This is a genomic window from Xanthomonas bonasiae, from assembly GCF_014836395.1.
Classification (GTDB): Bacteria; Pseudomonadota; Gammaproteobacteria; order Xanthomonadales; family Xanthomonadaceae; genus Xanthomonas_A; species Xanthomonas_A bonasiae.
On sequence record NZ_JACSQX010000003.1, the window covers coordinates 89838 to 115893 of the forward strand.

Consider the following 26056-nt stretch of genomic DNA (forward strand, 5'->3'; position numbering starts at 1 on the left):
CGGCTCCTGGCGGGCGTCGGCGAGGACGCCGCGCCGCGGCCTCCGCCGGGAACGCGTGGCGCTCGCCCATCCCCGCTCCTTTCGCCCTCCACGAAACCATGAGGTAACGCCGTGTCGTCATCGGAAGCGTCATCCCTGAAGGTCGTCAACAACTTCGTCGACGTGCAGCATCTGCCGGAACTGGCCAGCGGTCGCGGCGGCTGGGCATACGGCGTCTACCCGGGCCTGCTCGGCGACGCGCATCCGTCCTGGCACATCCACCTGTGCGGCAGCCGCAACGCACAGGACCGGGCCATCCACGACGACGTGCTCAACGCCACGCCGGGGCTGGAATCGCTCAACGACGTGTGGCGGCACATCCGCGAAGAACTGGCGCCCGACTACGGCCTGGTCCGCGCCTACGCCAGCGGCCACACGCACGGACAGGACGGCGCCGCGCATCACTACGCCAAGCCGTCCGACCAGGAGCGGGTCGCCCTGCTCTACACCAGCACCGAATGGAAGGACGGCTGGGCCGGCGAAACCGTGTTCTACGATGCCGCGCGCGAATGCATCTCCATCCGTCCGCGTCCCGGCCGGCTGGTGCTGTTTGACGGGACCATCGTCCGTGCGTCGCGCGCCCCGGCCCGCGATTGCCCGACGCTGTGCACCACCCTCGCGTTCCACATGCGGCGCATCCGCCGCTAGACCAGCACAGCAAGAGACGACTTCCGATGCAGACCACCATGCCACGCAGCGCGCTCGTGGCGGCGCTCCTGGCCTTCGCCGTGGCGCCGCACGCGGCGAAGGCGGACGCTCTCGGCCGCAGCCGCGCCGACCTGGGCGAACCGTTGCGGATCCCGATCGCCGACGACAGCGGGCATCCATGGACGCTGCAAGGGCGCCTGTGCCGCCCCGAGGGCGTGCATCGCCCACGGCTGGTGGTGATCGCGCACGGCTCGCCGGCGAAAGCGTCGGAGCGGCCGGGCATGACGCTGGAGAGCTGCAGCGGCGAATCCGCGCAATGGTTCCTGCACCGGCACTACGCCGTCGCGCTGGTGCTGCGGCTGGGCTACGGCGCGACCGGCGGCCCCTGGACCGAAGGCTACGACGGCTGCGACCGCGCCGACTACGCCAAGGCCGGCCTGGAGACGGCGCGGCAGCTCAAGACGATCGTGGATTTCGTCACCGCCCTGCCCGGCCTCGACCCGGACCGCGCCATCGTCGTCGGCCAGTCCGCCGGCGGCTGGGGCACGCTGGCCTACGACAGCCTGCCGCATCCGAATGTCGCGGCCTTCGTCAACATGGCCGGCGGCCGCGGCGGCCACTTCCACGATCGGGCCAACAGCAATTGCGCGCCGGAAAAACTGGTCGAGGCGGCAGGCCGCTTCGGCACGACCGCAAGCACGCCGATGCTGTGGATCTACACCGGCAACGACAGCTTCTTCGACCCGGCGCTGGCCGCGGCGCTGCATCGCGCCTTCGTGCAGGCCGGCGGCCGTGCCGAACTGGTCGCGCCCGCCGCCTACGGCGACGACGGGCATCACCTGTTCTTCGGCCGCCGCGGCTCCGCGATCTGGGGACCGCCGGTCGATGCCTACCTCAAGACGCTGGACGCTGCGGCGTCCCCATGACCTCCCCGACCACCCGCGCAGAGCACACGATGACCATGCAATCGATCCGGGACATCATCCAGACCATCGGCCTGCACACCGCGGCCGAGAACATTCCGCTGATCACCAAGAAGGGCGGCGCCTACACCTGGCTGTTCGACCTGCGCCGGGTGTTCATGCAGCGCGAGGCGCTCGAGCAGATCGCCCACGCGTTCTGGGAGCGCAACGCCAGCCGCGAACCGTTCCAGCTCGGCGGCCTGGAGACGGCGGCGATCCCGCTGCTCACCGCATTGCTGCTGACCGCGCCGAAAGAACGCGGCGCGGTCAACGGCTTCATCATCCGCAAGGACCGCAAGACCACAGGCCTGGGCAATGCGATCGAAGGCGAGGTACTGGACCTGCCGATCGTGCTGGTCGACGACTCGCTCAACTCCGGCAACAGCGCCGAAAAGGCGCGCGCGGTCATCGCCATGGCCGGCCACCCGCTGGGCGAGGTGTTCGTGGTGGTCGATTTCCTGTCCAGGGCCGGCATGCAGTGGCGCAAGACCCACGGCATCGCCGTGCAATCGCTGTTCACCCTGAAGGACTTCGACCTTCCGCCGGACCACAGCACGCCGCACCCCACGCAGGCCTACCGCGAGCTGTGGCGAACGGCGACACCGGGCGGCTTCGCCTATCACGTGGTACCGAAGTCCGCGCCGCTGCTGGTCGGCGACACCATCTTCCGCGGCTGCGACGCGGCGAAGATGCAGGCGTTCTCCGCCGAGACCGGCGGGCTGCTGTGGGAATACCAGGTGACCGGCGCGGCCTATACCAAGAAAGGCATCTGGTCGTGCCCCGCCCATCACGACGGGCGCCTGTACTTCGGCGCCTACAACGGCACCGTCTATTGCCTGGACGCGCAGAGCGGCGAGGAGATCTGGACGCATCCGGACGGCGACTGGATCGGCGCCTCGCCACTGCTGCTGCCGCAGCACAACCTGCTGTATGTCGGCATCGAGTACGTCCGCCCCTGGGCGCAGGGCAGCCTGGCCGCCTACGACATGGGCACGGGCGAGAAGGTCTGGGAACATCAGGTCGAAAAGCTGCAGCACGGCTCGCCGGGCTATTGGGAAGGCGGCGACCTGGTGATCTGGGGCAGCGCCGATCACGAGACGCTCGCGCTCGAGGCCAAGACCGGCCGCATCGTGTGGCGCTTCCCGACGCGGCGCTCGGTGAAATACGCGCCCGCCGTCGACGAACAGCGCCGGCTGACCGCCTTCGCCTCCTTCGACAAGTCGATCTACCTCCTCGACGTGGCCACCGGCGAGAAGCGCGGCGAATGGCAGACCGACGAGATCTGCTACACCACGCCGCTGTTCGCCGGCAACAAGCTGTTCTGCGGCTCCGGCGACCGGCATCTGTACGTCATCGACGTGGACACCATGCAGCTGCTCAAGAAGATCAATCTGCGCGCGCGGGTGTATGCCTCGCCCAAGCGCGTGGGCAATCGGGTCATCGTCGGCAGCAATGGCGGCCGCGTCGTGGAGATCGACATCGACACGCTCGAAACCAAGGGCGTGCTGCAACTGCCGGATGCGGTCACCAACGGCGTCGCGGTCTCGCCGGACGGCCGGCGCATCTTCGTCTCTACCTACATGAACCATCTCTACGCGTTCGAGCGCTTGCGCGAGGCCGGGGAAGGCGCGGCCGGCCAGGCGCTTGCCGCGTCGTCGTAGCGCAACGCGCGCGGCAGGATCGATCCGGACGCGCGGCCAGAAACGGCGTGCCGCCGGATCAGCCGAAGCGAGGACGGTTTTCCCCGCAAAACATGTCAAAGGATCAACATGAGAACGCTCGATATCATCGAAATCGACATGGTCGCCGGCGGCACGCGCGCTTCGATCGGCGCGCACCCGTTGTCCACCTCGATCCATCACGCCAAGGCACACAAGAAAGTGCACCACGCCAAGGCCAAGGCCCATCACCACCACGCGGCGATGCACAAGTCGGCCGCGATGCAGACGGTCGCGGAGTTCGATGCGCCGATCGAGGCCGAAGGCGGCGAAGGCGGCGAAGGTGGCGAAGGTGGCGAAGGTGGCGAAGGTGGTGAGGGTGGTGAGGGTGGTGAGGGTGGTGAGGGAGGCGAAGGCGGTGAGGGTGGCGAGGGAGGCGAAGGAGGCGAAGGCGGCGAAGGAGGCGAAGGCGGCGAAGGTGGCGAAGGCGACGGCGGCGGCGGTTACGACGACGGCAACGATGCGGACGGCAACGGGCCGGCCGATACCAACATAGGCAGCAGCCACCAGACCAGCGATGGCAGGACGGTTTCGATCACCTACCAGAACACGCAAGACGGTTCGAGCAGCGACAATCCGGTCACGTCCAAGATGGCCTCGGCGCTGAACTCGGTGCTCGACAACGACGATGGCGTCAACAGCATCGACATCTCCGCCACGACCAACGGCAGCCACACTCCCAACTCCGCCCACTACACCGGCAACGCCGTCGACATCAACATCATCAACGACGTGCACGTCGGCACCAGCGGCACGGGCTTCGACAACGCGCAGGCGCTGGAGAATGCCGCGATGAACGATCCCAACGTCAGCTACGTGGAAGGCCCCGCCGGCAATTTCATCAGGTCGAGTCCCACCGCAGACTGGACCGCCGCCAGCCGGGAAAGCGGCGACACGACGCACGTCCATATCAGCGTCTTCAAGTAACCCGGATCCCAGTCCCCTCTTCCGGGCCGGAACCGCTCCGGCCCGGAAGACAATCACCTATCGGAGATTCCCCATGAAGTCCTCCTGGCTGCCGCGCATGTGCATGGCGTCGCTTCTCGTCTTCGCCGCGCAAGGGTCGTTGCAGGCGATGCAACCCGCACCCGGCAACGAAGCTCAACAGGCGCTCGCCTACGTCCTGAAGAACGACATCGTCCTGGCGAGGACGTTCGGGGAGTGCCCGAACCTGACATTCACCCGTAGCGCCGCAAAGGGAGCCCACACGTTCCTGATCGAGGGTAGCTGCGACATCAAGGACAATCCCGAGGAAGATGCGGACTGTCCCGCCTACCACGTGCACGCGAGCGGGACGATCGACACGCCGTCGCATTGGACCGTCCGCCAGTTGCAGTTGAAGCGGGTGTGTTCCAGCGAGGGAGAGCAGGCGCAACGCCGGATGTGATCGTTCGGCACGCTGCTCATCCTTGCGGAAAGCGCGATTGCCGGAGCCACGCGTGGCACGCGGCACGCAGTGCCGGCTACCACGTCGCGCCGGCCTGCGGCCGCAAGCGACCCTCGGCGTGGCGATGCTCTCCGGTTCCCGGGACGCATCCGTATGCCGCTCTGCATGAACCATCTCTACGCGTTCGAGCGTTTGCGCGCAGCCGAGGAGACCACGGCCGGCCGCACGCTTGTCGCGTCGCCGCAGCGCAGCGCGCGCGGCAGGATCGATCCGGGCGTGCGGCCATGCGCCGTGCGGCCGGATCAGCCGAAGCGAGGACGGCTCCTTCCCCGCAACATGTCAAAGGATCTACATGAGAACGCTCGATATCATCGAAATCGATATGGTCGCCGGCGGCACGCGCGCTTCGATCGGCGCGCACCCGCTCTCCAGCTCGATCCATCATGCCAAGGCGCACAAGAAGGCGCACCACGCCAAGGCCAAGACCCACCACCATCACCACGCGGCGATGCACAAGGCGGTGGCGATGCAGACCGCCGCCGAGTTCGACGCACCGATCGAGGCCGAAGGCGGGGAAGGCGGTGAAGGTGGCGAGGGCGGTGAAGGTGGCGAAGGTGGCGAAGGTGGTGAGGGAGGCGAAGGCGGAGAAGGCGATGGCGGCGAGGGAGATGGCGGCGACGGTGACGGCGATGGTGACGGTGACGGCGGCGATGGCGATGGCGATGGCGACGGTGGCGAAGGCGACGGTGGCGCCGGCAGCAACGCCAATCCGGCCACCTCCGCATCGGCCAGCGGCACCACGGTGACCTACACCGCGGCGGACGGCTCCACCCAGCAGGTCACCGGTACCCACCCGAACCGCGACAACAACCCGCTCGACATCCGTTCCGGCAGCTTCGCCGACGACCACGGCTCGCTCGGCAACGATCGCGGCTTCGCGATCTTCTCCAATCCCCAGGCCGGGCTCGACGCCGCAGTGGCCAACATGAACCGGATCAACGACAACAACAACGGCACCGCCACGCTCAGCCAGATCATCAGCACCTGGTCGCCGCCGAGCGAGAACCCGACCGCGGAGATGATCACCACCATCACCACCAATTCGGGCCTGAATCCGACCGACCAGTGGAGCTCGTTGACCAGCGCCCAGCAGAGCGCCTTCGTCACGGCCTACGGCCACCGCGAAGGCTGGCACGGCAACTGATTCACCCTGCGGTGAGGCCGGGATGCGCATCCCGGCCTCATTCACCACGACACGCTACGGAGATCCCCATGACACCCCGATCCCTTTCGCTGTTCGGCCTGCTCGCCTTCGGCATGGCCGTCGCGCAGGCCCACGCCGCCGGCAGCGACGCCGCTGCCTGCACGCGCGCGTTGCAGCAGGCCTTCGCCGCCTCCGCCAGCGCGGCCACCCTGCCCGCTCCGTGCACGCGCATCGGCCCGGTCGCGCTGGGCATGCGCAAGCAACAGGTCCTGGCCGCGCTCGGCCAGCCGGACGTCACCCGCGCCGATGCCGCACACCCGCAGACGCTCAGCGTCGTGTACCTGTACCCGCGCGAGCTCAACGCGCAACTGGCGCGCCATCCGCGTCCGGCGGGCACGCTCGTCCACAGCCAGTTGGCCGTGGGCTTCCGCAACGACCGGGTCACCAACCTGATCGCCTTCGCCGATCCGAACGTCCCCTTGCCCTTCGACCTGCTCGGCCAGCCGGCCGGCACCCACATCGACCGCCTGCTCCAGGCGATCGGCGGCCGCCCGCAATGGAACGACAGCCGCGACTACGTGCAGTTCGCCGCCATGCCGCTGGGCGTGGACGTGGATCCGGACACCTCGGCCATCGTCGGGCTGAACATCGCAGCGAGCAAGGCGGACCTGGACAGCTTCGGCCTGCCCGGCCTGCAACTGCTCAAGGATGCGAAGAGCGGCCTGGTCAACGGCGTCCGCTGAATGCCGGCGTCGTCCCCGCGGCGCGGTGAGCGGCGTGCGCCGCAGCGCGGCGCGGGTGGGCCGAATCGGGATCGGCGGCGTTCGCGAGACCTGCGCACGCGCCATGGCCGACGCACCAGGCGAAGCGGCCGCACGTGGCGCGGACGCCATCGCCACCGGGCTCCCGTCCACCGCCGCGGCACCGGCTCGCACGCCTGGCGGCCGGTCGACCGGGCCCGCCGGATCGGCGCGGACGGCCAGAAAGCACAAGGCCCCGCGCGAGCAGGGCCTTGGGCGAACGCAGACGCGGGTGTTGGCGAGTCAGTCGCCCTGCTGCTTCTGCAGGTGTTCCCAGCGCTCCTGCGCATCGATGGTGCGCTCGGCGGTCAGGCGCGCCTCCAGGCGCTCCAGGCCGATCTCTTCGCCGGTATCCACGCAGTAGCCGTAGTCGCCGGCATCCAGACGCTTGAGCGTGCTGTCGATCTTGCCGATCAGCTTGCGGTAGCGGTCGCGGGTGCGCAGTTCCAGCGAGTTCTCGGTCTCGCGGGTGGCGCGCTCGGCCTCGTCGCCGATGTCGCGGACTTCGTCGCGCAGGTTCTCGATGGTCTGCTTGGATTCCTCGACCAGGTCGGCACGCCAGTTGAGCAGGCGCTGGCGGAAGTACTCCTGCTGCAGCGTGCTCATGTACTCCTCGTCGCCGGCCGGCTTGTAGCCCTTGGGCAGGATCGGACGACCGGTCGCTTCGTCGGTCTTGTACTCGACCACCTTGTACTTGGCCGGCTTGGCGGGGGTGTTGGACTTGGCGGTCACCGCGACGGCGACCTTGCCGGTCGGCTTGGCGATCGGCGCCTTGGGGGTGGATTCGGATTTGGTGGGGGTTTTCGCGGAGGATTTCGAAACGGACACGGGATTCTTATGTGGCGGGGCCGAGGGCGCAGCGGGCTTGGCGGCGACCGGCTGGGAAACCGGTGCTGCGGCGGGCGTGGCGGCCTTGGCCGGGACAGACTTGGCCGGCGCCGGCTTGGCAGCCGGCTTCGGTACGGATTTGGACACCGCCGGGGCGACCGGGGCGGTGGCCTGCTTTGGCTTCACTGCGGGCGTGGCCTGCTTGGCTGCGGCTGCCGCCTGCTTGGCGACCGGCGCGGCGCTGGATTTGGCGGCGGCTTTCGCTGGCTTGGCGGCCGGCTTGGCCGGGGCCTTCTTGGCCGGCGCGGCGGCAACCGGCTTGGGCGCCGGCTTCTTCGCCACCGCCTTGGCTGGCTTGGCCGGGGCCTTCTTGGCCGGCGCCGGCTTGGCTGCCGGCTTGGCCACCGGTTTCTTCAGCGGCTTGGCAGCAGCGGACGCCGTCGCCTTCTTGGCAACGGGCTGGACGGGCTTCTTGGCGGCCTTGACGGCCTTCTTTGCAGGTTTTTTAGCAGCCACGAATCGCTCTTCCTTGGTTTCCCCGGGGCCCGGGAAAGCGGGCCTTTATAGCCTACCCTACCCCCAGCGGCAACCACACCGTCTACACGCCGGTGAACGACAGGCCGGTGAGCGACGGCCCGTTGCGCAACTGGCATATCATGGCCGGGTGATCGCCCGCGCTCTCATCGCCTTGCTGCACCTGTACCAGCGCTTCATCAGCCCCCTGCTGGGCCCGCGCTGCCGCTTCGTGCCCAGTTGCTCGGCCTACGCGGTCACCGCCATCGCCCGCTACGGCGCGCTGCGCGGGGGCTGGATGGCCGCCCGCCGCGTCGGCCGCTGCCATCCCTTCCATCCCGGCGGGTTCGACCCGGTGCCCGATCCCGCGGCGCCGCCGGCCTGCCGCTGCCCAGGAAAACACTGAATGTCCTCCTCCACCCTCATCGTCAACGCCCGCCTGGTCAACGAAGGCCAGGAAACCCAGGGCGACCTGCGCATCGCCGACGGCCGCATCGCCGCGATCGCCCCGCACCTGGCCGCCCGCGAGGGCGAGACCGTGGTCGACGCCGCCGGGCGCTGGCTGCTGCCCGGCATGATCGACGACCAGGTGCACTTCCGCGAACCCGGCCTGACCCACAAGGGCGACATCGCCAGCGAGTCCGCGGCCGCGGTGGCCGGCGGCCTGACCAGCTTCATGGACATGCCCAACACCAACCCGCCGACCCTGGACGCGGCGGCGCTGCAGGCCAAGTACGACGCCGCCGCCGGCCGCGCCTGGGGCAACTACGGCTTCTACCTCGGCGCCAGCAACGACAACCTGGCCGCGATCCAGACCCTGGACCCGAAGACCGCACCCGGGATCAAGGTGTTCATGGGCGCCTCCACCGGCAACATGCTGGTCGACAACCCGCAGACCCTGGACGCGATCTTCCGCGACGCGCCGACCCCGATCATCACCCATTGCGAAGACACCCCGACCATCGACGCGACCCTGGCCGCGTTCAAGGAAAAGTACGGCGACGCATTGACCCCGGACATGCATCCGGACATCCGCTCGCGCGAGGCCTGCCTCAAATCCTCGCAACTGGCGGTGTCGCTGGCGAAGAAGCACAGCACCCGCCTGCACGTGCTGCACATCTCCACCGCCGACGAACTGGCGCTGTTCGCGCCCGGCCCGATCCAGGGCAAGCGCATCACCGCCGAGACCTGCATCCACTTCCTGCGCTTCGACCGCGCCGACTACGCGGCGCTGGGCAACCTGATCAAGTGCAACCCGGCGATCAAGGACGCCAGCGACCGCGAAGCGCTGATCCGCGCGCTGGCCGAGGACGTGATCGACGTGCTCGCCACCGACCACGCGCCGCACACCTGGGAAGAGAAGAGCAAGCCGTATGCGCAGGCGCCGTCGGGCCTGCCGCTGGTGCAGTACGCGCTGGTCGCGGCGCTGGAGCTGGTGCACGAAGGCCGGCTCGGCGTGGCCCAGGTGGTGCACAAGTTCGCGCATGCGCCGGCGCTGCTGTTCGACGTGCACGAGCGCGGCTTCCTGCGCGAGGGCTATCACGCCGACCTGGTGCTGATCGACGATACGCCCTTCACCGTGCGCCGCGAGGACATCCTGTCCAAGTGCGGCTGGTCGCCGTTCGAAGGCCGCACGTTCCGCTCCAAGATCGCCGCGACCTGGGTCAACGGCGCACTGGCCTGGGACGGCGCGCGCCTGGTCGGCAGCCCGAACGGGCAGCGCCTGGCGTTCGACCGCTGATGCGGCGCGCACGCGTGCCGGGCGCCGCGCTGGCGCTCGGCCTGCTGGCGTCGGCGCTGGCGATCCCGTCGCTGCAGGCGCAGGCCGGGTCCGCCGCCAGCGCCGACACGCGCAGCGTGTTCCCCGCCAGCGCCTCGCAGGGCGCGCTGGTGATCGGCAAGGTGGCGCCCGGCAGCCGCGTGCAGTACGCCGGTCGCACGTTGCGGGTCAGCGGCTACGGCAGCGTGGTGTTCGGCATCGGCCGCGACGAACGCGGCCCGTTGCGGATCCTGGTGCAGCGCGCCGACGGCGGCAGCGAGAGCATCGACATCGCGGTGACCCCGCGCGACTGGCCGCTCGAACGCGTCAACGGCGTGCCGCCGAAGACGGTCAACCCGCCGCCGGCGATCGCCGAGCGCATCAAGCGCGAACAGGCGCAGGTCACCGCCGCGCGCGACCGCGACGACGACCGCACCGATTTCGCTACGCCCTTCATCTGGCCGGTGCAGGGCCGCATCAGCGGCCGCTTCGGCAATGCCCGCGTGTACAACGGGCAACCCGGCGCCGGCCACTCCGGCATGGACATCGCCGTGCCCACCGGCACCCCGGTCAAGGCGCCGGCCGCCGGCGTGGTCACCTTCGCCGCGCCGGACCTGTACCTGACCGGCGGCACCGTGCTGCTCGACCACGGCTACGGGGTCAGCTCCAACTTCCTGCACCTGTCGCGGATCGACGTGAAGGTCGGCGACCGCATCGCCCAGGGCCAGGTGCTCGGCGCGGTCGGCGCCACCGGGCGCGCGACCGGTCCGCATCTGCATTGGGGGATGAACTGGTTCGACGTGCGCATCGATCCGCTGTTGGTGCTGGAGCGGACGAAGTAACCACTGGCGGTTCGCCTGCTGCGGCGCGCGGCGGCGCGTTCTTCATCTCCGTAGCCGAGGCGTTCGTCTTGCGCGGTTCGACGTGCGCATCGATCCGCTGTTGGTGCTGGAGCGGACGAAGTAACCGTCTGGCGGTTCGCCTGCTGCGGCGCGCGGCGGCGCGTTTTCATCGCGCGGCCGAGAAGTTCGCCTGGCACGGCGCGTCTCGCGATGTGCGTATCGATCCGCTGCTCGTACTGAAGCGCACGAAGCGACTGCTTTTGTGGGAGCGACTTCAGTCGCGGTCGGCGCAGCGGTGAACCTTCCGGCTTCGGACATGGTCGCGGCTGAAGTCGCTCCTACAGTGCACGCGGCAAGTGCCCACGCACCTTGTAGGAGCGGCTTCAGCCGCGACAGACACCATCCGCAAACGCACTTTCGCAGCTTACGAAATTCCTGCGTCAACAGCCTGCGCTACGCCAGCGCATCCTCGGCCTGCAACAGCCGGCCCAGCACGACGTGCGAAGGGCTGTTGGCCAGGTCCAGCGGCATCACCAGCTTGGGATTGGGATGCGGCAGCGGCGTCGGCGTGGCGTCGGCAGCCGCCTCCAGCAGCAGCGAACCATCGTCCTCCGCCTGCGTGGTGACCGGCAGCGGCTCCAGGCCCAGCCCGGCGCGCACCGCATTGGCGCGCGCGGCCAGCGCGTCGTCGCCGACCGCGGTCAGCGACGCCGCCAGCATGCCCGCCGGCGCGCCTTCCACTGCGGCCAGGCGCTGCGCTACGTCGCCGAGCGCCTGCTGCCGCTGCGGATGCAACAGCTGCCACACCTCCTCCCACAGCGCCTTCCAGTCCATGTCCGGAAACGGCAGGTGGGTCGGCCCGCTGAGCACGATCTGCGGCGCCAGTCGTCCGCTGGGTTGCGCATCGCATTCGGCCAGGGCGCGATACACCACCTCGCTGCACACCATGTGCGAGGGGTTGTCGCGGACCAGATGATCCAGCGCCTCGCGCACCACGATCCGCGCCAGCCAGTGCTGCGGCCACTTGCCGCGGATCGCCACCAGCACGCCCAGCGTGGCCAGGCTGTCCAGCGGATACGGAACGCCGAGCAGCGACTGCGCCTTGGCCAGCACGCTGGCGCGATCGGCATCGTCCAGCGCGACGCCGGCATAGCTGAGCGGGCGATAGGCGTCGATCAGCAGATAGTTGCCGGTATCGGCCAACCGCTGCTGCAGCGGATAGCGGCGCACGCCCTTGGCCGCGGCCTCGATCAGGTCGCCCTGGTCGGCCACGATCGCGGCATGGCTGTAGATGCTGTCGCCGCACCAGGCGATCAGTTCCGAGACCGGCCCGCGGCCCAGTTGCAGCAGGATGTCGGCGACGCGCAGTTGCGCGGGATCGATCGGGGAAACGGCGGGACGTGCGGTCATGGCGGCGACTCCTCGTGGGGGGACGTGATGGGGGATACGCTGACCCGGTTGCGGCCGGCGGCCTTGCTGGCGTAGAGCGCGGCGTCGGCGCGCTGCAGCAGCGACTCGATGCTCTCGCCCGGCTGCCATTGGGCCACGCCGACGCTCAGCGTGCATGACAGCGTCTGCCCGCCATGCTGCAGCGGCTGTTCGTGCAGATGCCGGCGGATGTCCTCGGCCACGCGCTGCGCCGCGGCGAGCGTGGCGCCCGGGATCAACACCAGCATTTCGTCGCCGCCCTGGCGGCCGAGCGTGTCGGTGCTGCGCAGGCGCGCGCGGGCGCAGGCGGCGACCCAGCGCAGGCAGTCGTCGCCGGCGGCATGGCCATGCACGTCGTTGATGCGCTTGAAGTGGTCGATGTCGATATAGGCCACGGCCAGCGGCTGCGCGGCGGCCGCGGCGTCCAGCAGCGCCTGCGCCAGGCGCTGCTGCATCGCCGCGCGGGTCAGCATGCCGGTGAGGCCGTCCACCGTCGCCAGCCGGTTCACCCGGTCGCGGTCGCGGCGCAGTTCCAGCATCTGTTCGGCCAGGCCGATCGTCACCAGCAGGCACGAACTGGCCAGCGCCAGGCTGATGCCGTGCGCCACCCAGGGCGTGGCCTGGTCCAGGCGCAGCCATCCGCTCAGTTCCAGGCAGCGCAACACGCAGAACGTCAGCAGCGGCGCCCACGACGCCAGCAGGTGCCAGGCGTAGCGCTGCCCGCGCAAGGCGAGCAGCAGCGAGCACGGCAGCAGCAACATGGCGCCGACGATCAGCGTGAGGTTGCCGAGCAGGCTCAGCCACGCCGCCGTCGAGATCGCGCACGCCGCGGCGATGCACAGCAAGAGCATGGCGCAGGCCTGCAGCACCCGGTCCAGCCGCGGCAGGTGCCGGTGCATTTCCAGCTGCCGGCGCTGGAAATTGATGATGAAGAAGCCGCCGAGCGCCGCCACGATCCGTATCGGCGCCGGCGAAGAAGCGAACAGGATGTCCAGGCCCGGCACCGCCCGCGCTTCGCCGCCGATGCCCAGCAGATACAGCAGCACGCACAACACGTTGGCGGTGAAGTAGCCGTAGACCCGCTCGCGCAGGCGTGCCCACAGCGCGATCGCCAGGATCGCCAGCACCACGGTCGAGCCGATGATGAAGGCGCGCCAGCCGACGTAGTGCAGGTCGTCGCGGTGCACCTGCGCCAGCGGCGCGATCGACACCGGCATCGGGATCGCCGCCGGCGCATGCACCCGCAGCCACACCGAGGCGCCCTGCGGCAGGCCGTGCGGCAACGCGATGACCAGCGCGCGGGTCGAATAGCGCAGGTCGGCATCGGCGCCGTACAGCGCGTGCCTGGTCGGCGCGGCCTGGCCCGGCACCCAGGCCTCGACCTGGGTCAGGTACGGCGCCTGCAGCACCAGTTGCGGATCGCCGTCCGCGCCGCTCGCGCGGTCGGCGCGGCCGCGCCACCAGGTCGGCGTCTTCAGCGGCTCGTACAGGGCGCTGCCATGCGCACCGTCCTGCACTTGCGCCAGATGCGCGCCCGCCACCACCTCGGCGGCCGGCGGATCGGCCGGCAGGCGTTGCAGGTGCACGCGCTGCGCAAGCGCGCCTTCGGCCACGCACAGACACAGCAACAGCAGCCAGCGCGAGCAACGGCACAAACGCGTCATACGTCGATCAGGGCCGGCCGGCGCGATGGGGACGGGCCATGTGTCCGGCATGCAACCGCTGGCGCCTGGCGCCACGACGGGCGCGCCGCTCGCCAGCGGCGCCCTCCCCCGCCTGGACGACGGCCACGACAGAGCGACGGAACGCGCTTGAGCGCGCCCGGTACCGCGGCATCGTGCGCTCGCTCATCGGCCTACATCCACTCGGTCTTCCTCGTCGCGTCCGCGCCAACACGGCGTGGCCCGTCCCGCACCGGACTGACGGCCCCCTGAAATCTGCGCCCGAGGATAGCGCAGCCGCCGCCATCGATCGTATCCAAATGCGGCTGCGGAGCGAACCCGCGGCGCCATGCTGCTTTGCGGTATAACCGTGAGGCGGCCAGCGCAAAGGCGGCTGGCCCGGCGCCGGCAACGGCGCGCAATGCGCAATCGCAGTCCCCGCGGTGGTTCGCCGCGGCGTTCGCTCTCCCTCCCCCCGTCCAGGAGATGTGCGCAATGACGATCGACAAGCTCAAACCCACCCTCGGCACCCTGCACCTGTGGGGCATCGCCGTGGGCCTGGTGATCTCCGGCGAGTACTTCGGCTGGAGCTACGGCTGGGGCGCCGCCGGCACGCTCGGCTTCCTGGTCACCACCGTGCTGGTGGCGGTGATGTACACCTGTTTCATCTTCAGCTTCACCGAACTGACCACCGCCATCCCCAACGCCGGTGGCCCGTTCGCCTACAGCCTGCGCGCGTTCGGTACCGCCGGCGGCATGATCGCCGGCATCGCCACCCTGATCGAGTTCGTGTTCGCGCCGCCGGCGATCGCGATGGCGATCGGCGCCTACCTCAACGTGCAGTTCCCGACCCTGGACCCGCGCCTGGCCGCGGTCGGCGCCTATGCCATCTTCATGACCTTGAACATCCTCGGCGTCGGCATCGCCGCCACCTTCGAACTGATCGTCACGGTGCTGGCGGTGATCGAGCTGCTGGTGTTCATGGGCGTGGTCGCGCCGGGCTTCAGCGTGGCCAACTTCGTGCGCGGCGGCTGGGCCGGGTCGGACACGTTCGGCGTGGCGGCGATCGGCGGCATCTTCGCCGCGATTCCGTTTGCGATCTGGTTCTTCCTGGCGATCGAGGGCGCGGCGATGGCCGCCGAGGAGGCCAAGGACCCCAGGCGCACCATCCCGCGCGCCTACATCGCCGGCATCCTCACCCTGGTGACGCTGGCGTTCGGGGTGATGATCATGGCCGGCGGCGTCGGCGACTGGCGCACCCTGTCCAACATCAACGATCCGCTGCCGCAGGCGATGAAGGCGGTGGTCGGGCACAACTCGACCTGGCTGCACATGCTGGTGTGGATCGGCCTGTTCGGTCTGGTGGCCAGCTTCCACGGCATCATCCTCGGCTATTCGCGGCAGTTCTTCGCGCTGGCGCGCGCCGGCTTCCTGCCGCACGGCCTGGCCAGGCTGTCGCGCTTCCGCACCCCGCACCGCGCGATCCTGGCCGGCGGCGTGGTCGGCGTGGCGGCGATCTACAGCGACGGGCTGGTGCAGGTGCAGGGCATGTCGCTGACCGCGGCGATGATCACCATGTCGGTGTTCGGCGCCATCGTCATGTACATCATGAGCATGCTCAGCCTGTTCAAGCTGCGCCGCGCCGAGCCGCAGCTGGAACGCAGCTACCGCGCGCCGGGCTATCCGCTGGTGCCGGCGCTGGCGTTGCTGCTGGCAGTGGTGTGCCTGGCGGCGATGGTGTGGTTCAACGCGCTGCTGGCGCTGCTGTTCCTGGGCCTGATGCTGCTCGGCGCAGGCTGCTGCGCGCTGAGCCTGCGCGGCAACGGCGGCGTCATCGCCGCCGAGGCCAGCGGCGAGGCATGATCGACGACACGGCGCCCGCCGCGCGCGGGCGCCTGCAGGAGGATCCGGCATGAGCGGTTTCGCACACAGCGTCGGCGGCCAGACCTGGCGCTTCGACGACCTCAAGGACCTGCTGGCCAAGGCCACGCCGGCGCGCTCGGGCGACCGCCTGGCCGGGCTGGCCGCGGCCAGCGAGCCGCAGCGGGTGGCGGCGCAGATGGCATTGGCCGATCTCCCGCTGCGGCACTTCCTGCACGAGGCGGTGATTCCCTACGAGGACGACGAGGTGACCCGGCTGATCGTCGACAGCCACGACGCCGCCGCGTTCGCGCCGGTGGCGCACCTGACCGTCGGCGGCTTCCGCGACTGGCTGCTCGGCGAAGCGGCCGACGCAGCCGCGCTGGCCGCGCTGGCCCCGGGCCTGACTCCGGAGATGGTCGCGGCGGTGTCCAAGCTGATGCGCATCCAGGACCTGATCCTGGTGGCGCAGAAGATCCGCGTGGTCACCGCGTTCCGCAACACGCTCGGCTTGCGCGGGCGGCTGTCCACCCGCCTGCAACCCAACCATCCCACCGACGACCTGGCCGGCATCGCCGCCAGCGTGCTCGACGGGCTGCTGTACGCCAACGGCGATGCGGTGATCGGGATCAACCCGGCCAGCGACAACACCCAGACCATCTGCGAACTGCTGAAGATGCTCGACGCGGTGATCGCCGGCTACCAGATCCCGACCCAGGCCTGTGTGCTGACCCACGTCACCACCTCGATCGAGGCGATCGAACGCGGCGTGCCGCTGGACCTGGTGTTCCAGTCCATCGCCGGCACGCAGCAGGCCAACGCCAGCTTCGGCATCGACCTGGCGCTGCTGCAGCAAGGCTACGAAGCCGGACTGAGCCTCAGGCGCGGCAGCGTCGGCGACAACGTGATGTATTTCGAGACCGGCCAGGGCAGCGCGCTGTCGGCCGACGCGCACCACGGCGTGGATCAGCAGACCTGCGAGGTGCGCGCCTACGCGGTGGCGCGCCGCTTCAAGCCGCTGCTGGTCAACACCGTGGTCGGCTTCATCGGCCCCGAATACCTGTACGACGGCAAGCAGATCATCCGCGCCGGCCTGGAAGACCACTTCTGCGGCAAGCTGCTCGGCGTGCCGATGGGCTGCGACATCTGCTACACCAACCATGCCGAGGCCGACCAGGACGACATGGACGTGCTGCTGACCCTGCTCGGCACCGCCGGGATCAACTTCATCATGGGCATCCCCGGCTCCGACGACGTGATGCTCAACTACCAGACCACCTCGTTCCACGATGCGCTGTACGCGCGCCAGGCGCTGGGCCTGCGCCCGGCGCCGGAGTTCGAGGCGTGGCTGGAGCGGCTGGACATCCTGCGCCTGGACAACGGCCGCTTCCGCCTCGGCCACGAGCCGCCGGCCGCGTTCCGGCGCGCGCTGGCGCAACTGAGCTGAGCGGGCCGCGCATGCACGACGACAGCGAACGTTCCTCCCGCGCCGATTCCTGGGCCGCGCTGCGCCGGCTGACCCCGGCGCGCATCGCCCTGGGCCGCACCGGCACCAGCCTGCCGACCGCGGCGCAACTGGACTTCCAGTTCGCGCATGCGCAGGCGCGCGACGCGGTGCACCTGCGCTTCGATCCGGCGCCGCTGGCCGCGGCGCTGGACGCGCGCGGCCGCGCACACGTCGCGCTGCGCAGCGCCGCGGCCGACCGCCACAGCTACCTGCAACGGCCCGACCTGGGCCGCCGGCTGAGCGAGGATGCGGTTGACGAACTGCGCGGCCGTATCGCCATGCAACACCGCAGCTACGACCTGGCCGTGGTGGTGGCCGACGGCCTGTCGGCGCTGGCGGTGCATCGCCACGCCACGCCGATGCTGGAACGCATCGACGCGCTGGCCGCGGCCGAAGGCTGGACGCTGGCGCCGGTGGCGCTGGTCGAACAGGGCCGCGTGGCGATCGGCGACGAGATCGGCGAACTGCTGGACGCGCGCATGAGCGTGGTGCTGATCGGCGAGCGCCCCGGCCTCAGCTCGCCGGACAGCCTCGGCCTGTACTTCACCTACGCCCCGCGCGTGGGCCTCAACGACGCCTGCCGCAACTGCATCTCCAATGTGCGCGAGGCCGGCCTGAGCTATGCGCAGGCCGCGCACAAACTGGCCTGGCTGATGCGCGAGGCGTGCCGACGGCAGCTGTCCGGCGTGCAGCTGAAGGACCAGGCCGACACGCCGGCGCTGTCGGCCGACGACGATCCGCCACGCAAGCCGCTGGGCAATTTCCTGATCCCCGAGTAAGTCGGCTCCGGGACTGAGCCCCGCCCCGACTGTCCACGCCATGGACAGCGCCGCCGCAGACACATAGCTGCGCGCGCAACCGGCGGTCCCGGCAAGCGCAGGCGCTGCACGCGGCCCCGTTTCGGCAACGCGCCCTCACCCACGCTGCCGGCGTCGGGCCTCCGCCTGAAAACGTGGCCTGCGATCCTGTCGGGCATCGCGCAGCGCCGTGGCGCAACGCAGCAGCCTGCGCGACGCGCGCACGGGGCCGCCGACTGGCCTGGGATCCGATTCCGCGCAGGCGCTGCAACCGATCACACAAGCCGCGCCGACGACGACAGCGGCCGGGTCGCGTCCGGCGCCAAAGCGTGATCGCTCCGCCACAACCGGGATTTGGCTGCGGCATCGAACGGCAGCGCGCCAAGGCGCGCCTAGCATTCGCGCCGGCCACGCCATGGCCACCGATCGCCACCATGCGGCCACCGGATGACACCGGTATCAATCGCCTGTCGGCGACGGTATGCCGCTGTGGCGCAGGCCCCATCCCAACCGAGAGAGCACCGCCATGACCGCATCGCGCTGGTTCCAGATCCCCGCCACCCTCGCCCTGGCCGGCGGCGCCATCGCCACCGCCTGGGCGCTGACCGGTACCGCCTCCAGGCCGCAATTGACCAGCTCGGAGGCGACCAACCAGACCGTCGCCAAGCACCTGGCCCAGGCCGGCACCATCGGCGCGCTGACGACCGACAACTGGAACCCCAGCGCCGGCGTCGCCCTGCTCACGGCCGACTACGCGGTCGCCGCCGACGGCTCCACCCGCTACCGCACCGTGCAGGCCGCGGTCGATGCCGCGGTCGCGGCTGGCGGCACGATGCGGCGCTACATCAGCGTCAAGCCCGGCACCTACAAGGAGGTGGTCTGCGTCCCAGCGGCGGCGCCGCCGATCACCCTGTTCGGCCTGGGCAGCGCGCCGGCCAACACCACCATCAGCTTCGGCAACGCCAACCCGACGCCGAAACCCAGCGGCAGCGCCACCCACCCCTGCGCCAGCAACGCGGCCAGCACCACCGTCGGCACCTCCGACAGCGGCACCGTCACCGTGCGCGCGGCGCAGTTCCAGGCGCGCAACCTGGCGATCGTCAACAGCTACGTCGAGGACACCTACGCCAGCAGCAACCAGTCGGCGGTGGCGCTGGCGCTGCGCGGCGACAAGGCGGTGCTGGAGAACGTGGCGCTCACCGGCAACCAGGACACCCTGCTGGTCAGCGCCGGCAGCGCCAACACGGTGATCCGCGCGTTCTTCAAGGGCGGCAGCATCGAGGGCGACACCGACTTCATCTTCGGCTCCGGCGTGGCGGTGTTCTCCGGCAGCACCATCCGCTATACCGCCGCGCGCCGCGGCGCTGGCAACGGCGGGGTGATCTTCGCCCCCAGCACCCGCCCCGGCAGCGGCTACGGCTTCCTGGCCGTCGCCAGCACCTTCGACGCGGTCGGCAGCCCGTCGGCGAACACCGTGTACCTGGGCCGCGCCTGGGACGAGAGCGTCGGCAGCCTGTCCAACTACGTCAACGGCAGCTCGCCCAACGGCAAGGTGGTGATCCGCGAATCCAGCCTGGGCGCGCACGTGCGCAAGAGCGCGCCATGGAACGCGTCCACGGTCGGCCGGCCGTATTGCAGCAGCGGCTGCACGCAATCGGCCAACCGCTTCTACGAGTACGCCAACAGCGGCGCCGGCAGCGCCGACTAGGGCGCGCCGCCGCTCCAGGAGCGGGGCGCGCCGCAGGAAGCCGACCTGCGTCTGCGCCCGGGGACGACGCGGCCCCGGGCGCGCGCAGGAACGGGGCTGCGGACCGGCCCGGCGCTCAGCCCAGGCCGGCCCACCAGGCGCGCCACAGCGTGGCCATCGCGCTCGGCGGCTTGCGCACGGCGCGGGCCTGCTGCGCGATCCGCGCACGCGCCAGCGCCGACACGATGCGCCGCGGCCGCGGCCCGTGCACGCGCCGCGGCCAGCGCTGCAGCAAGGCCTGCGCCCAGCGCTGCTGCGCCTGCGCCGCCTCGCCGCCGCGCAGCGACAGCGGCACCGCGGCGATGCCGGCGTCGGCCAGCCGCTGCGCCAGCACCTGCGTGGCCAGCGCCGCTGCCGCGTCGCGCTGTCCTTCGAACACCGCGCATTCGACCTGCGCCGCGGCCAGCGCGAACGCCTCCAGGCGCTCGTAGGCATGCGCCGGATCGGCCGCGGCCGCGCGCGAGGCGAGCAGCCCCGGCAAGGCCTCGGCCAGCTGCGCCCATGGCGCGGCGACCGGCTCCAGCACCCGCCCCAGCGGATGCCGCGAGCGGCGACCGGCCCAGCTGCGCAATTCCTCGCCCCACCACGCCAGCTTGGCGTCGGCCGGCAGCGGATCGCCGGCGATGTTGAGGATGTCGTCGAATTCCTGCAGCAGCGCGAACCAGGCCACCGCGCGCGCGCGCTGCGGCGCCGGCACGAAGGTCTCGGCCACCGTCCATTCCGGCCAGCGGCTGCGCCATTTGTCGAGGAAGGCATCCAGGGCGGAGGTGCTGCTCATGCGATCGGGAAGTCCGGAAGGTCAGGGAAGCTGCGGCGCGCCCGGCCAGGCGCGCGCATCAAACAAGTCGGCGGGCGCGGCGACCAGCGCATCGGCGCGCCAGGCCAGCGGATCCTCGCCGTCCAGGCGGTAGCCCCACAGCACCGCCACCGAGGCCATGCCGGCGGCGCGCGCAGCGAGGATGTCGCGTTCGTCGTCGCCGACGTAGGCGACCTGCGCCGGCGGCACCTCGATGCGCTGTGCGGCCACCTGCAGCGGCAGCGGGTGCGGCTTGCGCTCGGCCAGCGTGTCGCCGCCGATCAGCACCGCGCAGCGCCGTTCCCAGCCCAGCTGCGGCAGGATCAGCCGCGCCAGATATTCGGGCTTGTTGGTGACGATGCCCCACAGGCAGCCGGCGTCTTCCAGCCGCTGCAGCAACGCCGCGATGCCGTCGAACAACTGCGAATGCCGGCCGATCAGAGTTTCGTACTGGCGCAGGAAATCGGGAATCAGCGCATCGCGCGCGGCGGCCGGCAACTCGGGAAAGGCGACGCCCAGCATCGCCCGCGAGCCCTTGGACACCACCGGGCGCAGCTGCTCCAGGGTCAGCGCGTCACGCCCGCGCTCGGCCAGCAGCGCATTGGCCGCGGCCAGCAGATCCGGCGCGCTGTCCAGCAGCGTCCCATCCAGGTCGAATAGCACCGCGCGCGGGAATCCGTCGCGCGGCGGCAGTGCCGATTCCCTACTCCCCATTCCCGATTCCCGGCTTCACCGCACACGCCAGGTAATTCACCTCGGTGCGCGTGGACAGCCGCGCGCGGTTGCGCCACGGCTCGTACAGCATGCCGCTGACGTCGTGCAGCTGCAGCTCGGCCTGGCGCAGCCACGCCGCCAGCTCGGCCGGCTTGATGAAATCCTGGTAGCGGTGGGTGCCGGTGGGCAGCAGCCGCGCCACGTACTCGGCGCCGACGATGGCCAGCGCGAACGCGGCCGGGGTGCGGTTGAGCGTGGACAGGAACAGCTGGCCGCCGGGCTTGAGCAGGGTCGCGCAGGCGCGCACGATCGCCGCCGGATCGGGCACGTGCTCGAGCATCTCCATGCAGGTGATCGCGTCGAAGCTGCCCGGGCGCTCGGCGGCCAGGTCCTCGACCGACTGCACGCGGTAGTCGACCTCCACCCCGGATTCGAACTGGTGCAGCCGCGCCACCTTGACCAGCTCCGGCGACAGGTCGATCGCGGTGACCTGCGCGCCCTCCTTGGCCAGCGCCTCGCTGAGCAGGCCGCCGCCGCAGCCCACGTCGAGCACGCTGGCGCCGCGCAGCGGCAGCCGCTCGGCGACGTAGCGCAGGCGCACCGGGTTCAGCGCGTGCAGCGGTTTCTGCGGGCCGTCGGCGTCCCACCAACGGGTGGCCAGCGCGCCGAACTTGTCCAGTTCGGCCTGGTCGAAGTTGGCGGACGTGTTGGAAGCGGAAGCGGTCATGGCGGCATCTCGGTTGGGCCGCGCGCGGATCGCGGCACGGCAGTAAAGCGGATCAGGCGTGCACGCTGCGGATGCGCTCGCGCCACTGCCGCGCGTTGGCGACCAGCGCGTCGGCGTCCATATCCACCAGCATGCGCTGCTCGAGCTTGCGCTGGCCGGCGATCCACACGTCGCTGACCTGCTGCCGGCCGGCCGCATACACCAGCTGCGACAGCACGTTGTGCAGCGGCTGGGTCTCCAGCGCCGACAGGTCCACGCAGATCAGGTCGGCCTGCTTGCCGACCTCGATCGAACCGATCTTCTCGCCGAAGCCCAGCGCGCGCGCGCCGCCCAGCGTGGCCGCGCGCAGCGTGGTGGCCGCGTCCAGCGCGGTGGCGTCGTTGGCCACCGCCTTGGCCAGGATCGCCGCGGTGCGGTTCTCGCTGAACATGTCCAGGTCGTTGTTGCTGGCGCAGCCGTCGGTGCCGATCGCCAGGTTCACGCCCGCCCGCTGCAATGCGCAGGCCGGGCAGAAGCCGGAGGCGAGCTTGAGGTTGGATTCGGGGCAATGCACCACGCTGACCCCGCGCTCGGCGCACAGGTGGATCTCCGCGTCGGTGAGCTGGGTCATGTGCACCGCGATCAGGCGGTCGTTGACCAGGCCGAGCCGGTCAAGCCGCGCCAGCGGGCGCTGGCCGTACTGCTTGAGCGAGTCGGCGATTTCCTGCGCGGTCTCGTGGGTGTGCAGGTGCACCGGCACGTCGAGCTGGTCGGACAGCATCCGCACCCGCTCGAAGTTGGCGTCGTTGACCGTGTACGGCGCGTGCGGGGCGAAGGCGATGCCGATCAGCGGATCGTCGCGCCACTGGTCGTGCACCTCGCAGGCGCGTTCGAAGTATTCGTCGGAGGTCTTGGCCCAGGCGGTCGGGAAATCGATGATCACCGTGCCCACCCGCGCGCGGAAACCATGCTGCTTGTACACCGCGGCCTGCACGTCGGAGAAGAAGTAGTTCTCGTTGGCGCAGGTGGTGCCGCCGCGCAGCATCTCGGCGATCGCCAGCGCGGTGCCGTCGGCGACGAACTCCGGGCCGATCACCGCGGTCTCCACCGGCCAGATGTGCTGCTGCAGCCACACCATCAGCGGCAGGTCGTCGGCGATGCCGCGCAGCAGCGTCATCGGATTGTGGGTGTGCGCGTTGACCAGGCCCGGCAGCAGCGCCGCGTCCGGACGCGACACGGTGCGCGCGGCGGCGAAGCGCGCGTGCGCCTCAGCGCGCGGCAGCACCGCGACGATCTCGCTGCCGCGCACCGCCACCGCGTGGTCTTCCAGCACCACCGCATGCGGCTCGATCGGGACCACGTAGCCGGCTTCGATCAGCAGGTCGCAGGATTCGGGAATGGAGGTCATCGCAAATGCTCTGGAAAAGGAAGAATCAAGTCGCCGCGGCTGCCAGCAGGATGCGCCGCCGGTACACGCGCATCACCACCCACTGCAGCACGAACACCGCCACGAAGCCCAGCCGCCCCAGCAGCGGGGCGACCATCGCCAGCGGGATGCACAGCGCGAACACCACCGGCGCGACCGCCACGCGCAGCGTCATCGCCCGCGCCTGCAGCGCGCCCAGCCGCTGCACCAGCCCTTCCTTGCGCACCGCGTAGGCGTGCATCAGATAGGCGGCCGCACCGATCGCGGCCAGATGCGCGCAATACACCGCGAACGCTTGCTGGCTGCCGAAATAGTCCGAATACAGCGCAGTGGAAAACGGCAGCAGGCCGATCAGCAGCAGTTGCAGCACGTTGAGCCAGATCAGCCGGTCGTCGAACTGGCGGATATGCCGGCACAACTGCAGGTGCGACTTCCAGAACAGCGCGGTGACCAGGAAGCTGACCGCGAAGCCGATGAACAGCGGCAACATCCGGTCCAGCGCGGCCAGGATGCCGCCGGCGGCCTCGACCTGGGCATGCCCCGGCACCTTGATCTCCACCGCCAGCAAGGTGATGGCGATGGCGAAGACCGCATCGCTGAAGAACACGACCCGGTCGTGCGGGTACTTGGCATCGGCGCTGTCGGCGTGGCTCATGGTCGCGGGAATTCCTGGAAACGGATCGGCCGCGATCGCCGCACGGCGATTCGGCATTGCATGGGCGTGGCGGCCGCACGCGGCGAACGCATGCGACCTGTTGCCGTCCACCGCGCCGCTGCCCGCGGGCGGCCACATGCCGCCCGGCCGCGCGGGCCGTCGGCTTACTTGACGCGCGAGAAGTACTCGCCCGAGCGGGTATCGACCTTGATGATTTCATCCTGGCCGACGAACAGCGGCACCCGCACCACCGCGCCGGTTTCCAGCGTGGCCGGCTTGCCGCCGCCGCCGGAGGTGTCGCCGCGCACGCCCGGGTCGGTCTCGACGATCTTCAGTTCGACGAAGTTCGGCGGGGTGACCTGGATCGGGGTGCCGTTCCACAGCGTCACCACGCAATCCTCCTCGCCCTTGATCCACTTGGCGGCGTCGCCGACGCCGACCTTGTCGGCCTGCACCTGCTCGAAGGTCTCCTGCTGCATGAAGTGCCAGTACTCGCCGTCGGTGTACAGGTACTGCATGTTGGTATCGACCACGTCGGCCGCTTCCACGCTGTCGGTCGCCTTCATGGTCATTTCGACCACGCGCCCGGACTTGATGAAACGGTACTTGATGCGGGTGAAGGCCTGGCCCTTGCCCGGCTTCACGTATTCGGTCTCGGTGATGATCGCGGGTTCGTTGTTGACCAGGATCTTCATCCCGGTCTTGACGTCGTTCATGCCGTAGCTGGCCATCTGAAACTCCTCGGGTAAGGCAAACCCGCCGCGTTCGGCGGCCGGCCGGATAGAATGGAAAGCCCCGCCGCAACCGGCGGGCACTCGTTTTATGACCGCATATGATAACCGCAGCCCCCCGCCCGATGCAGCCGTCCCCGTCCCCCGCCGTCCTTGCCCCGCCGCGCTGGCAGCAGCTGTGGCGCGATGCCGTGCGCGACCCGCGCGAGTTGCTGGCACTGCTGGGGCTGGACCCGCAGGCGCTCGGCGTCTCCGAACAGGCTGCGACGCAGTTCGCGCTGCGCGTGCCGCGCGGCTTCGTCGCACGCATGCGCCATGGCGACCCGCACGATCCGCTGCTGCGCCAGGTGCTGCCGATCGACGCCGAGCTGCGCCGGGTGCCGGGCTTCGCGCTGGACGCGGTCGGCGACGCCGCGGCCAAGAAGGCCGACGGGGTGATCCAGAAATACCGCGGCCGCGCGCTGCTGGTGGCCACCGGCAGCTGCGCGGTGCACTGCCGCTACTGCTTCCGCCGCCACTTCCCGTATGCCGAGGAGACCGCGGCGCGCGACGGCTGGCGCGAGGCGGTGGCGGCGATCGCCGCCGATCCGGACATCGACGAGGTGATCCTGTCCGGCGGCGACCCGCTGTCGCTGGCCACCTCCAAGCTGGTCGAGCTGAGCGAGGCGCTGGCGGCCATTCCGCACCTCAAGCGCCTGCGTCTGCATAGCCGCCTGCCGGTGGTACTGCCCGAGCGCGTCGATGCGCCGCTGCTGGCCTGGCTGCGCACGCTGCCGTGGCCAGTGGCGTTCGTGATCCACGCCAACCACGCCAACGAATTCGACGCCAGCGTGGATGCCGCGCTGGCGCAGCTGCGCGGCACCGGCGCGCAACTGCTGAACCAGGCGGTGTTGCTGCGCGGAGTCAACGACAGCGTCGCCGCGTTGGCCGCGTTGAGCGAGCGCAGCTTCGCCGCCGGCGTGCTGCCCTACTACCTGCACCAATTGGACAAGGTCGAAGGCGTGGCCCATTTCGAAGTGGACGACGCCACCGCGCGCGCGCTGCACCAGGCCCTGGCTGCGCGGCTGTCCGGCTATCTGGTGCCGAAGCTGGTGCGCGAGATCCCTGGCGATACGGGCAAGCGCGCGTTGTAGGTTGAGCCGGGACTCGGGACGCGGGACCGGGGACCCGGAACAGCAAAAGCCGGGACGCCGGGAACGACGGCGACATCCCATTCCCCGGCACCCTTTACCGAATAAAAAAGCCGCTATCTACGCGGCCAATTTTATTAAGAGCCTTGCAGTACTGGCCCCCCACTCCTCCGAGTCCCGAGTCCCCAGTCCCGGCAC

The 26056-nt window shown here is 70.2% G+C and carries 24 protein-coding genes; 15 read left to right on the forward strand and 9 right to left on the reverse strand.

Annotation, left to right across the window (positions count from 1 at the left end; all coding sequences use genetic code 11):
- Nucleotides 1–111 precede the first annotated feature (111 nt).
- The 7 genes from H9658_RS05435 (at nt 112) to H9658_RS05465 (ending at nt 6701) form a co-directional block, all read left to right on the forward strand.
- On the forward strand, nt 112–687 hold the full coding sequence (locus tag H9658_RS05435; RefSeq protein WP_003470112.1) for a 2OG-Fe(II) oxygenase: 576 nt from the start codon (nt 112–114) through the stop codon (nt 685–687).
- 26 nt (nt 688–713) lie between these two features.
- Complete coding sequence (locus tag H9658_RS05440; RefSeq protein WP_225209778.1) at nt 714–1613, forward strand: alpha/beta hydrolase family protein; 900 nt, start codon at nt 714–716, stop codon at nt 1611–1613.
- Nucleotides 1610–3310, forward strand: a complete 1701-nt coding sequence (locus tag H9658_RS05445; protein ID WP_225209779.1) for an outer membrane protein assembly factor BamB family protein — start codon at nt 1610–1612, stop codon at nt 3308–3310. Before H9658_RS05440 ends, H9658_RS05445 begins: the two co-directional genes overlap by 4 nt.
- A gap of 108 nt (nt 3311–3418) precedes the next feature.
- A complete protein-coding gene (locus tag H9658_RS22875) occupies nt 3419–4294 on the forward strand; it encodes a hypothetical protein (RefSeq protein ID WP_225209780.1) in 876 nt (291 codons plus the stop codon).
- Nucleotides 4295–4367: 73 nt separating this feature from the next.
- Nucleotides 4368–4754 carry a hypothetical protein gene (locus tag H9658_RS05455; RefSeq protein WP_191824640.1) on the forward strand — a complete coding sequence of 129 codons (387 nt, stop codon included), beginning with the start codon at nt 4368–4370 and terminating at the stop codon, nt 4752–4754.
- A 352-nt stretch (nt 4755–5106) separates the two neighbouring features.
- Complete coding sequence (locus tag H9658_RS05460) at nt 5107–5958, forward strand: hypothetical protein (protein ID WP_191824641.1); 852 nt, start codon at nt 5107–5109, stop codon at nt 5956–5958.
- A 68-nt stretch (nt 5959–6026) separates the two neighbouring features.
- On the forward strand, nt 6027–6701 hold the full coding sequence (locus H9658_RS05465; protein ID WP_003470093.1) for a hypothetical protein: 675 nt from the start codon (nt 6027–6029) through the stop codon (nt 6699–6701).
- Nucleotides 6702–7001: 300 nt separating this feature from the next.
- Here H9658_RS05465 and dksA read toward each other — a convergent pair whose 3' ends face one another.
- Complete coding sequence (gene dksA / locus H9658_RS23175; RefSeq protein ID WP_191824642.1) at nt 7002–8102, reverse strand: RNA polymerase-binding protein DksA; 1101 nt, start codon at nt 8100–8102, stop codon at nt 7002–7004.
- Between the two features lie 130 nt (nt 8103–8232).
- On the opposite strand from dksA, the gene yidD reads away from it, so the two are divergent.
- From yidD to H9658_RS05485, 3 genes are read left to right on the forward strand one after another with little or no spacing between them, the layout of a single operon-like run.
- On the forward strand, nt 8233–8505 hold the full coding sequence (gene yidD, locus H9658_RS05475; protein WP_179565541.1) for a membrane protein insertion efficiency factor YidD: 273 nt from the start codon (nt 8233–8235) through the stop codon (nt 8503–8505).
- Nucleotides 8506–9840 (forward strand): dihydroorotase, encoded by a 1335-nt coding sequence (locus H9658_RS05480; protein WP_191824643.1) that lies wholly within the window; start codon nt 8506–8508, stop codon nt 9838–9840.
- Entirely contained in the window at nt 9840–10700 is an 861-nt protein-coding gene (locus H9658_RS05485; RefSeq protein WP_191824644.1) for a M23 family metallopeptidase, read from the forward strand. Before H9658_RS05480 ends, H9658_RS05485 begins: the two co-directional genes overlap by 1 nt.
- Before the next feature lie 453 nt (nt 10701–11153).
- Here H9658_RS05485 and H9658_RS05490 read toward each other — a convergent pair whose 3' ends face one another.
- Nucleotides 11154–12110: a C40 family peptidase gene (locus H9658_RS05490; RefSeq protein ID WP_225209781.1), complete on the reverse strand. Its 957-nt coding sequence runs from the start codon at nt 12108–12110 to the stop codon at nt 11154–11156.
- The gene (locus tag H9658_RS05495) at nt 12107–13792 is read right to left on the reverse strand and encodes a sensor domain-containing diguanylate cyclase (protein ID WP_191824645.1); all 1686 of its coding nucleotides are present in this window, start codon (nt 13790–13792) and stop codon (nt 12107–12109) included. The genes H9658_RS05490 and H9658_RS05495 overlap by 4 nt, the downstream gene beginning before the upstream one ends.
- A gap of 492 nt (nt 13793–14284) precedes the next feature.
- On the opposite strand from H9658_RS05495, the gene eat reads away from it, so the two are divergent.
- The 4 genes from eat (at nt 14285) to H9658_RS05515 (ending at nt 19661) form a co-directional block, all read left to right on the forward strand.
- Nucleotides 14285–15652, forward strand: a complete 1368-nt coding sequence (gene eat, locus H9658_RS05500) for an ethanolamine permease (RefSeq protein WP_406848106.1) — start codon at nt 14285–14287, stop codon at nt 15650–15652.
- Between the two features lie 49 nt (nt 15653–15701).
- Entirely contained in the window at nt 15702–17096 is a 1395-nt protein-coding gene (locus tag H9658_RS05505) for an ethanolamine ammonia-lyase subunit EutB (protein ID WP_191824647.1), read from the forward strand.
- Nucleotides 17097–17107: 11 nt separating this feature from the next.
- Nucleotides 17108–17935, forward strand: a complete 828-nt coding sequence (gene eutC / locus H9658_RS05510; RefSeq protein WP_191824648.1) for an ethanolamine ammonia-lyase subunit EutC — start codon at nt 17108–17110, stop codon at nt 17933–17935.
- A 544-nt stretch (nt 17936–18479) separates the two neighbouring features.
- A complete protein-coding gene (locus tag H9658_RS05515) occupies nt 18480–19661 on the forward strand; it encodes a putative acyl-CoA thioester hydrolase (protein WP_191824649.1) in 1182 nt (393 codons plus the stop codon).
- 115 nt (nt 19662–19776) lie between these two features.
- Here the strand turns inward: H9658_RS05515 and H9658_RS05520 are convergent, their stop codons facing one another.
- The 6 genes from H9658_RS05520 to efp form a co-directional block, all read right to left on the reverse strand.
- Entirely contained in the window at nt 19777–20478 is a 702-nt protein-coding gene (locus tag H9658_RS05520; protein ID WP_191824650.1) for an isoprenoid biosynthesis enzyme family protein, read from the reverse strand.
- Nucleotides 20479–20499: 21 nt separating this feature from the next.
- Nucleotides 20500–21210, reverse strand: coding sequence for a phosphoglycolate phosphatase (locus tag H9658_RS05525; RefSeq protein WP_191824651.1), 711 nt, complete (start codon nt 21208–21210; stop codon nt 20500–20502).
- Complete coding sequence (gene ubiG / locus H9658_RS05530; RefSeq protein WP_179563924.1) at nt 21200–21937, reverse strand: bifunctional 2-polyprenyl-6-hydroxyphenol methylase/3-demethylubiquinol 3-O-methyltransferase UbiG; 738 nt, start codon at nt 21935–21937, stop codon at nt 21200–21202. The genes H9658_RS05525 and ubiG overlap by 11 nt, the downstream gene beginning before the upstream one ends.
- 52 nt (nt 21938–21989) lie before the next feature.
- Nucleotides 21990–23324 carry a TRZ/ATZ family hydrolase gene (locus tag H9658_RS05535; protein ID WP_191824652.1) on the reverse strand — a complete coding sequence of 445 codons (1335 nt, stop codon included), beginning with the start codon at nt 23322–23324 and terminating at the stop codon, nt 21990–21992.
- A 25-nt stretch (nt 23325–23349) separates the two neighbouring features.
- Entirely contained in the window at nt 23350–23997 is a 648-nt protein-coding gene (locus H9658_RS05540; protein WP_191824653.1) for a TMEM175 family protein, read from the reverse strand.
- Nucleotides 23998–24161: 164 nt separating this feature from the next.
- Nucleotides 24162–24728, reverse strand: coding sequence for an elongation factor P (gene efp, locus H9658_RS05545; protein WP_179563921.1), 567 nt, complete (start codon nt 24726–24728; stop codon nt 24162–24164).
- A gap of 101 nt (nt 24729–24829) precedes the next feature.
- Between efp and epmB the strand changes: the two genes are divergently transcribed.
- Nucleotides 24830–25861 (forward strand): EF-P beta-lysylation protein EpmB, encoded by a 1032-nt coding sequence (gene epmB, locus H9658_RS05550; protein WP_179563920.1) that lies wholly within the window; start codon nt 24830–24832, stop codon nt 25859–25861.
- Nucleotides 25862–26056 lie beyond the last annotated feature (195 nt).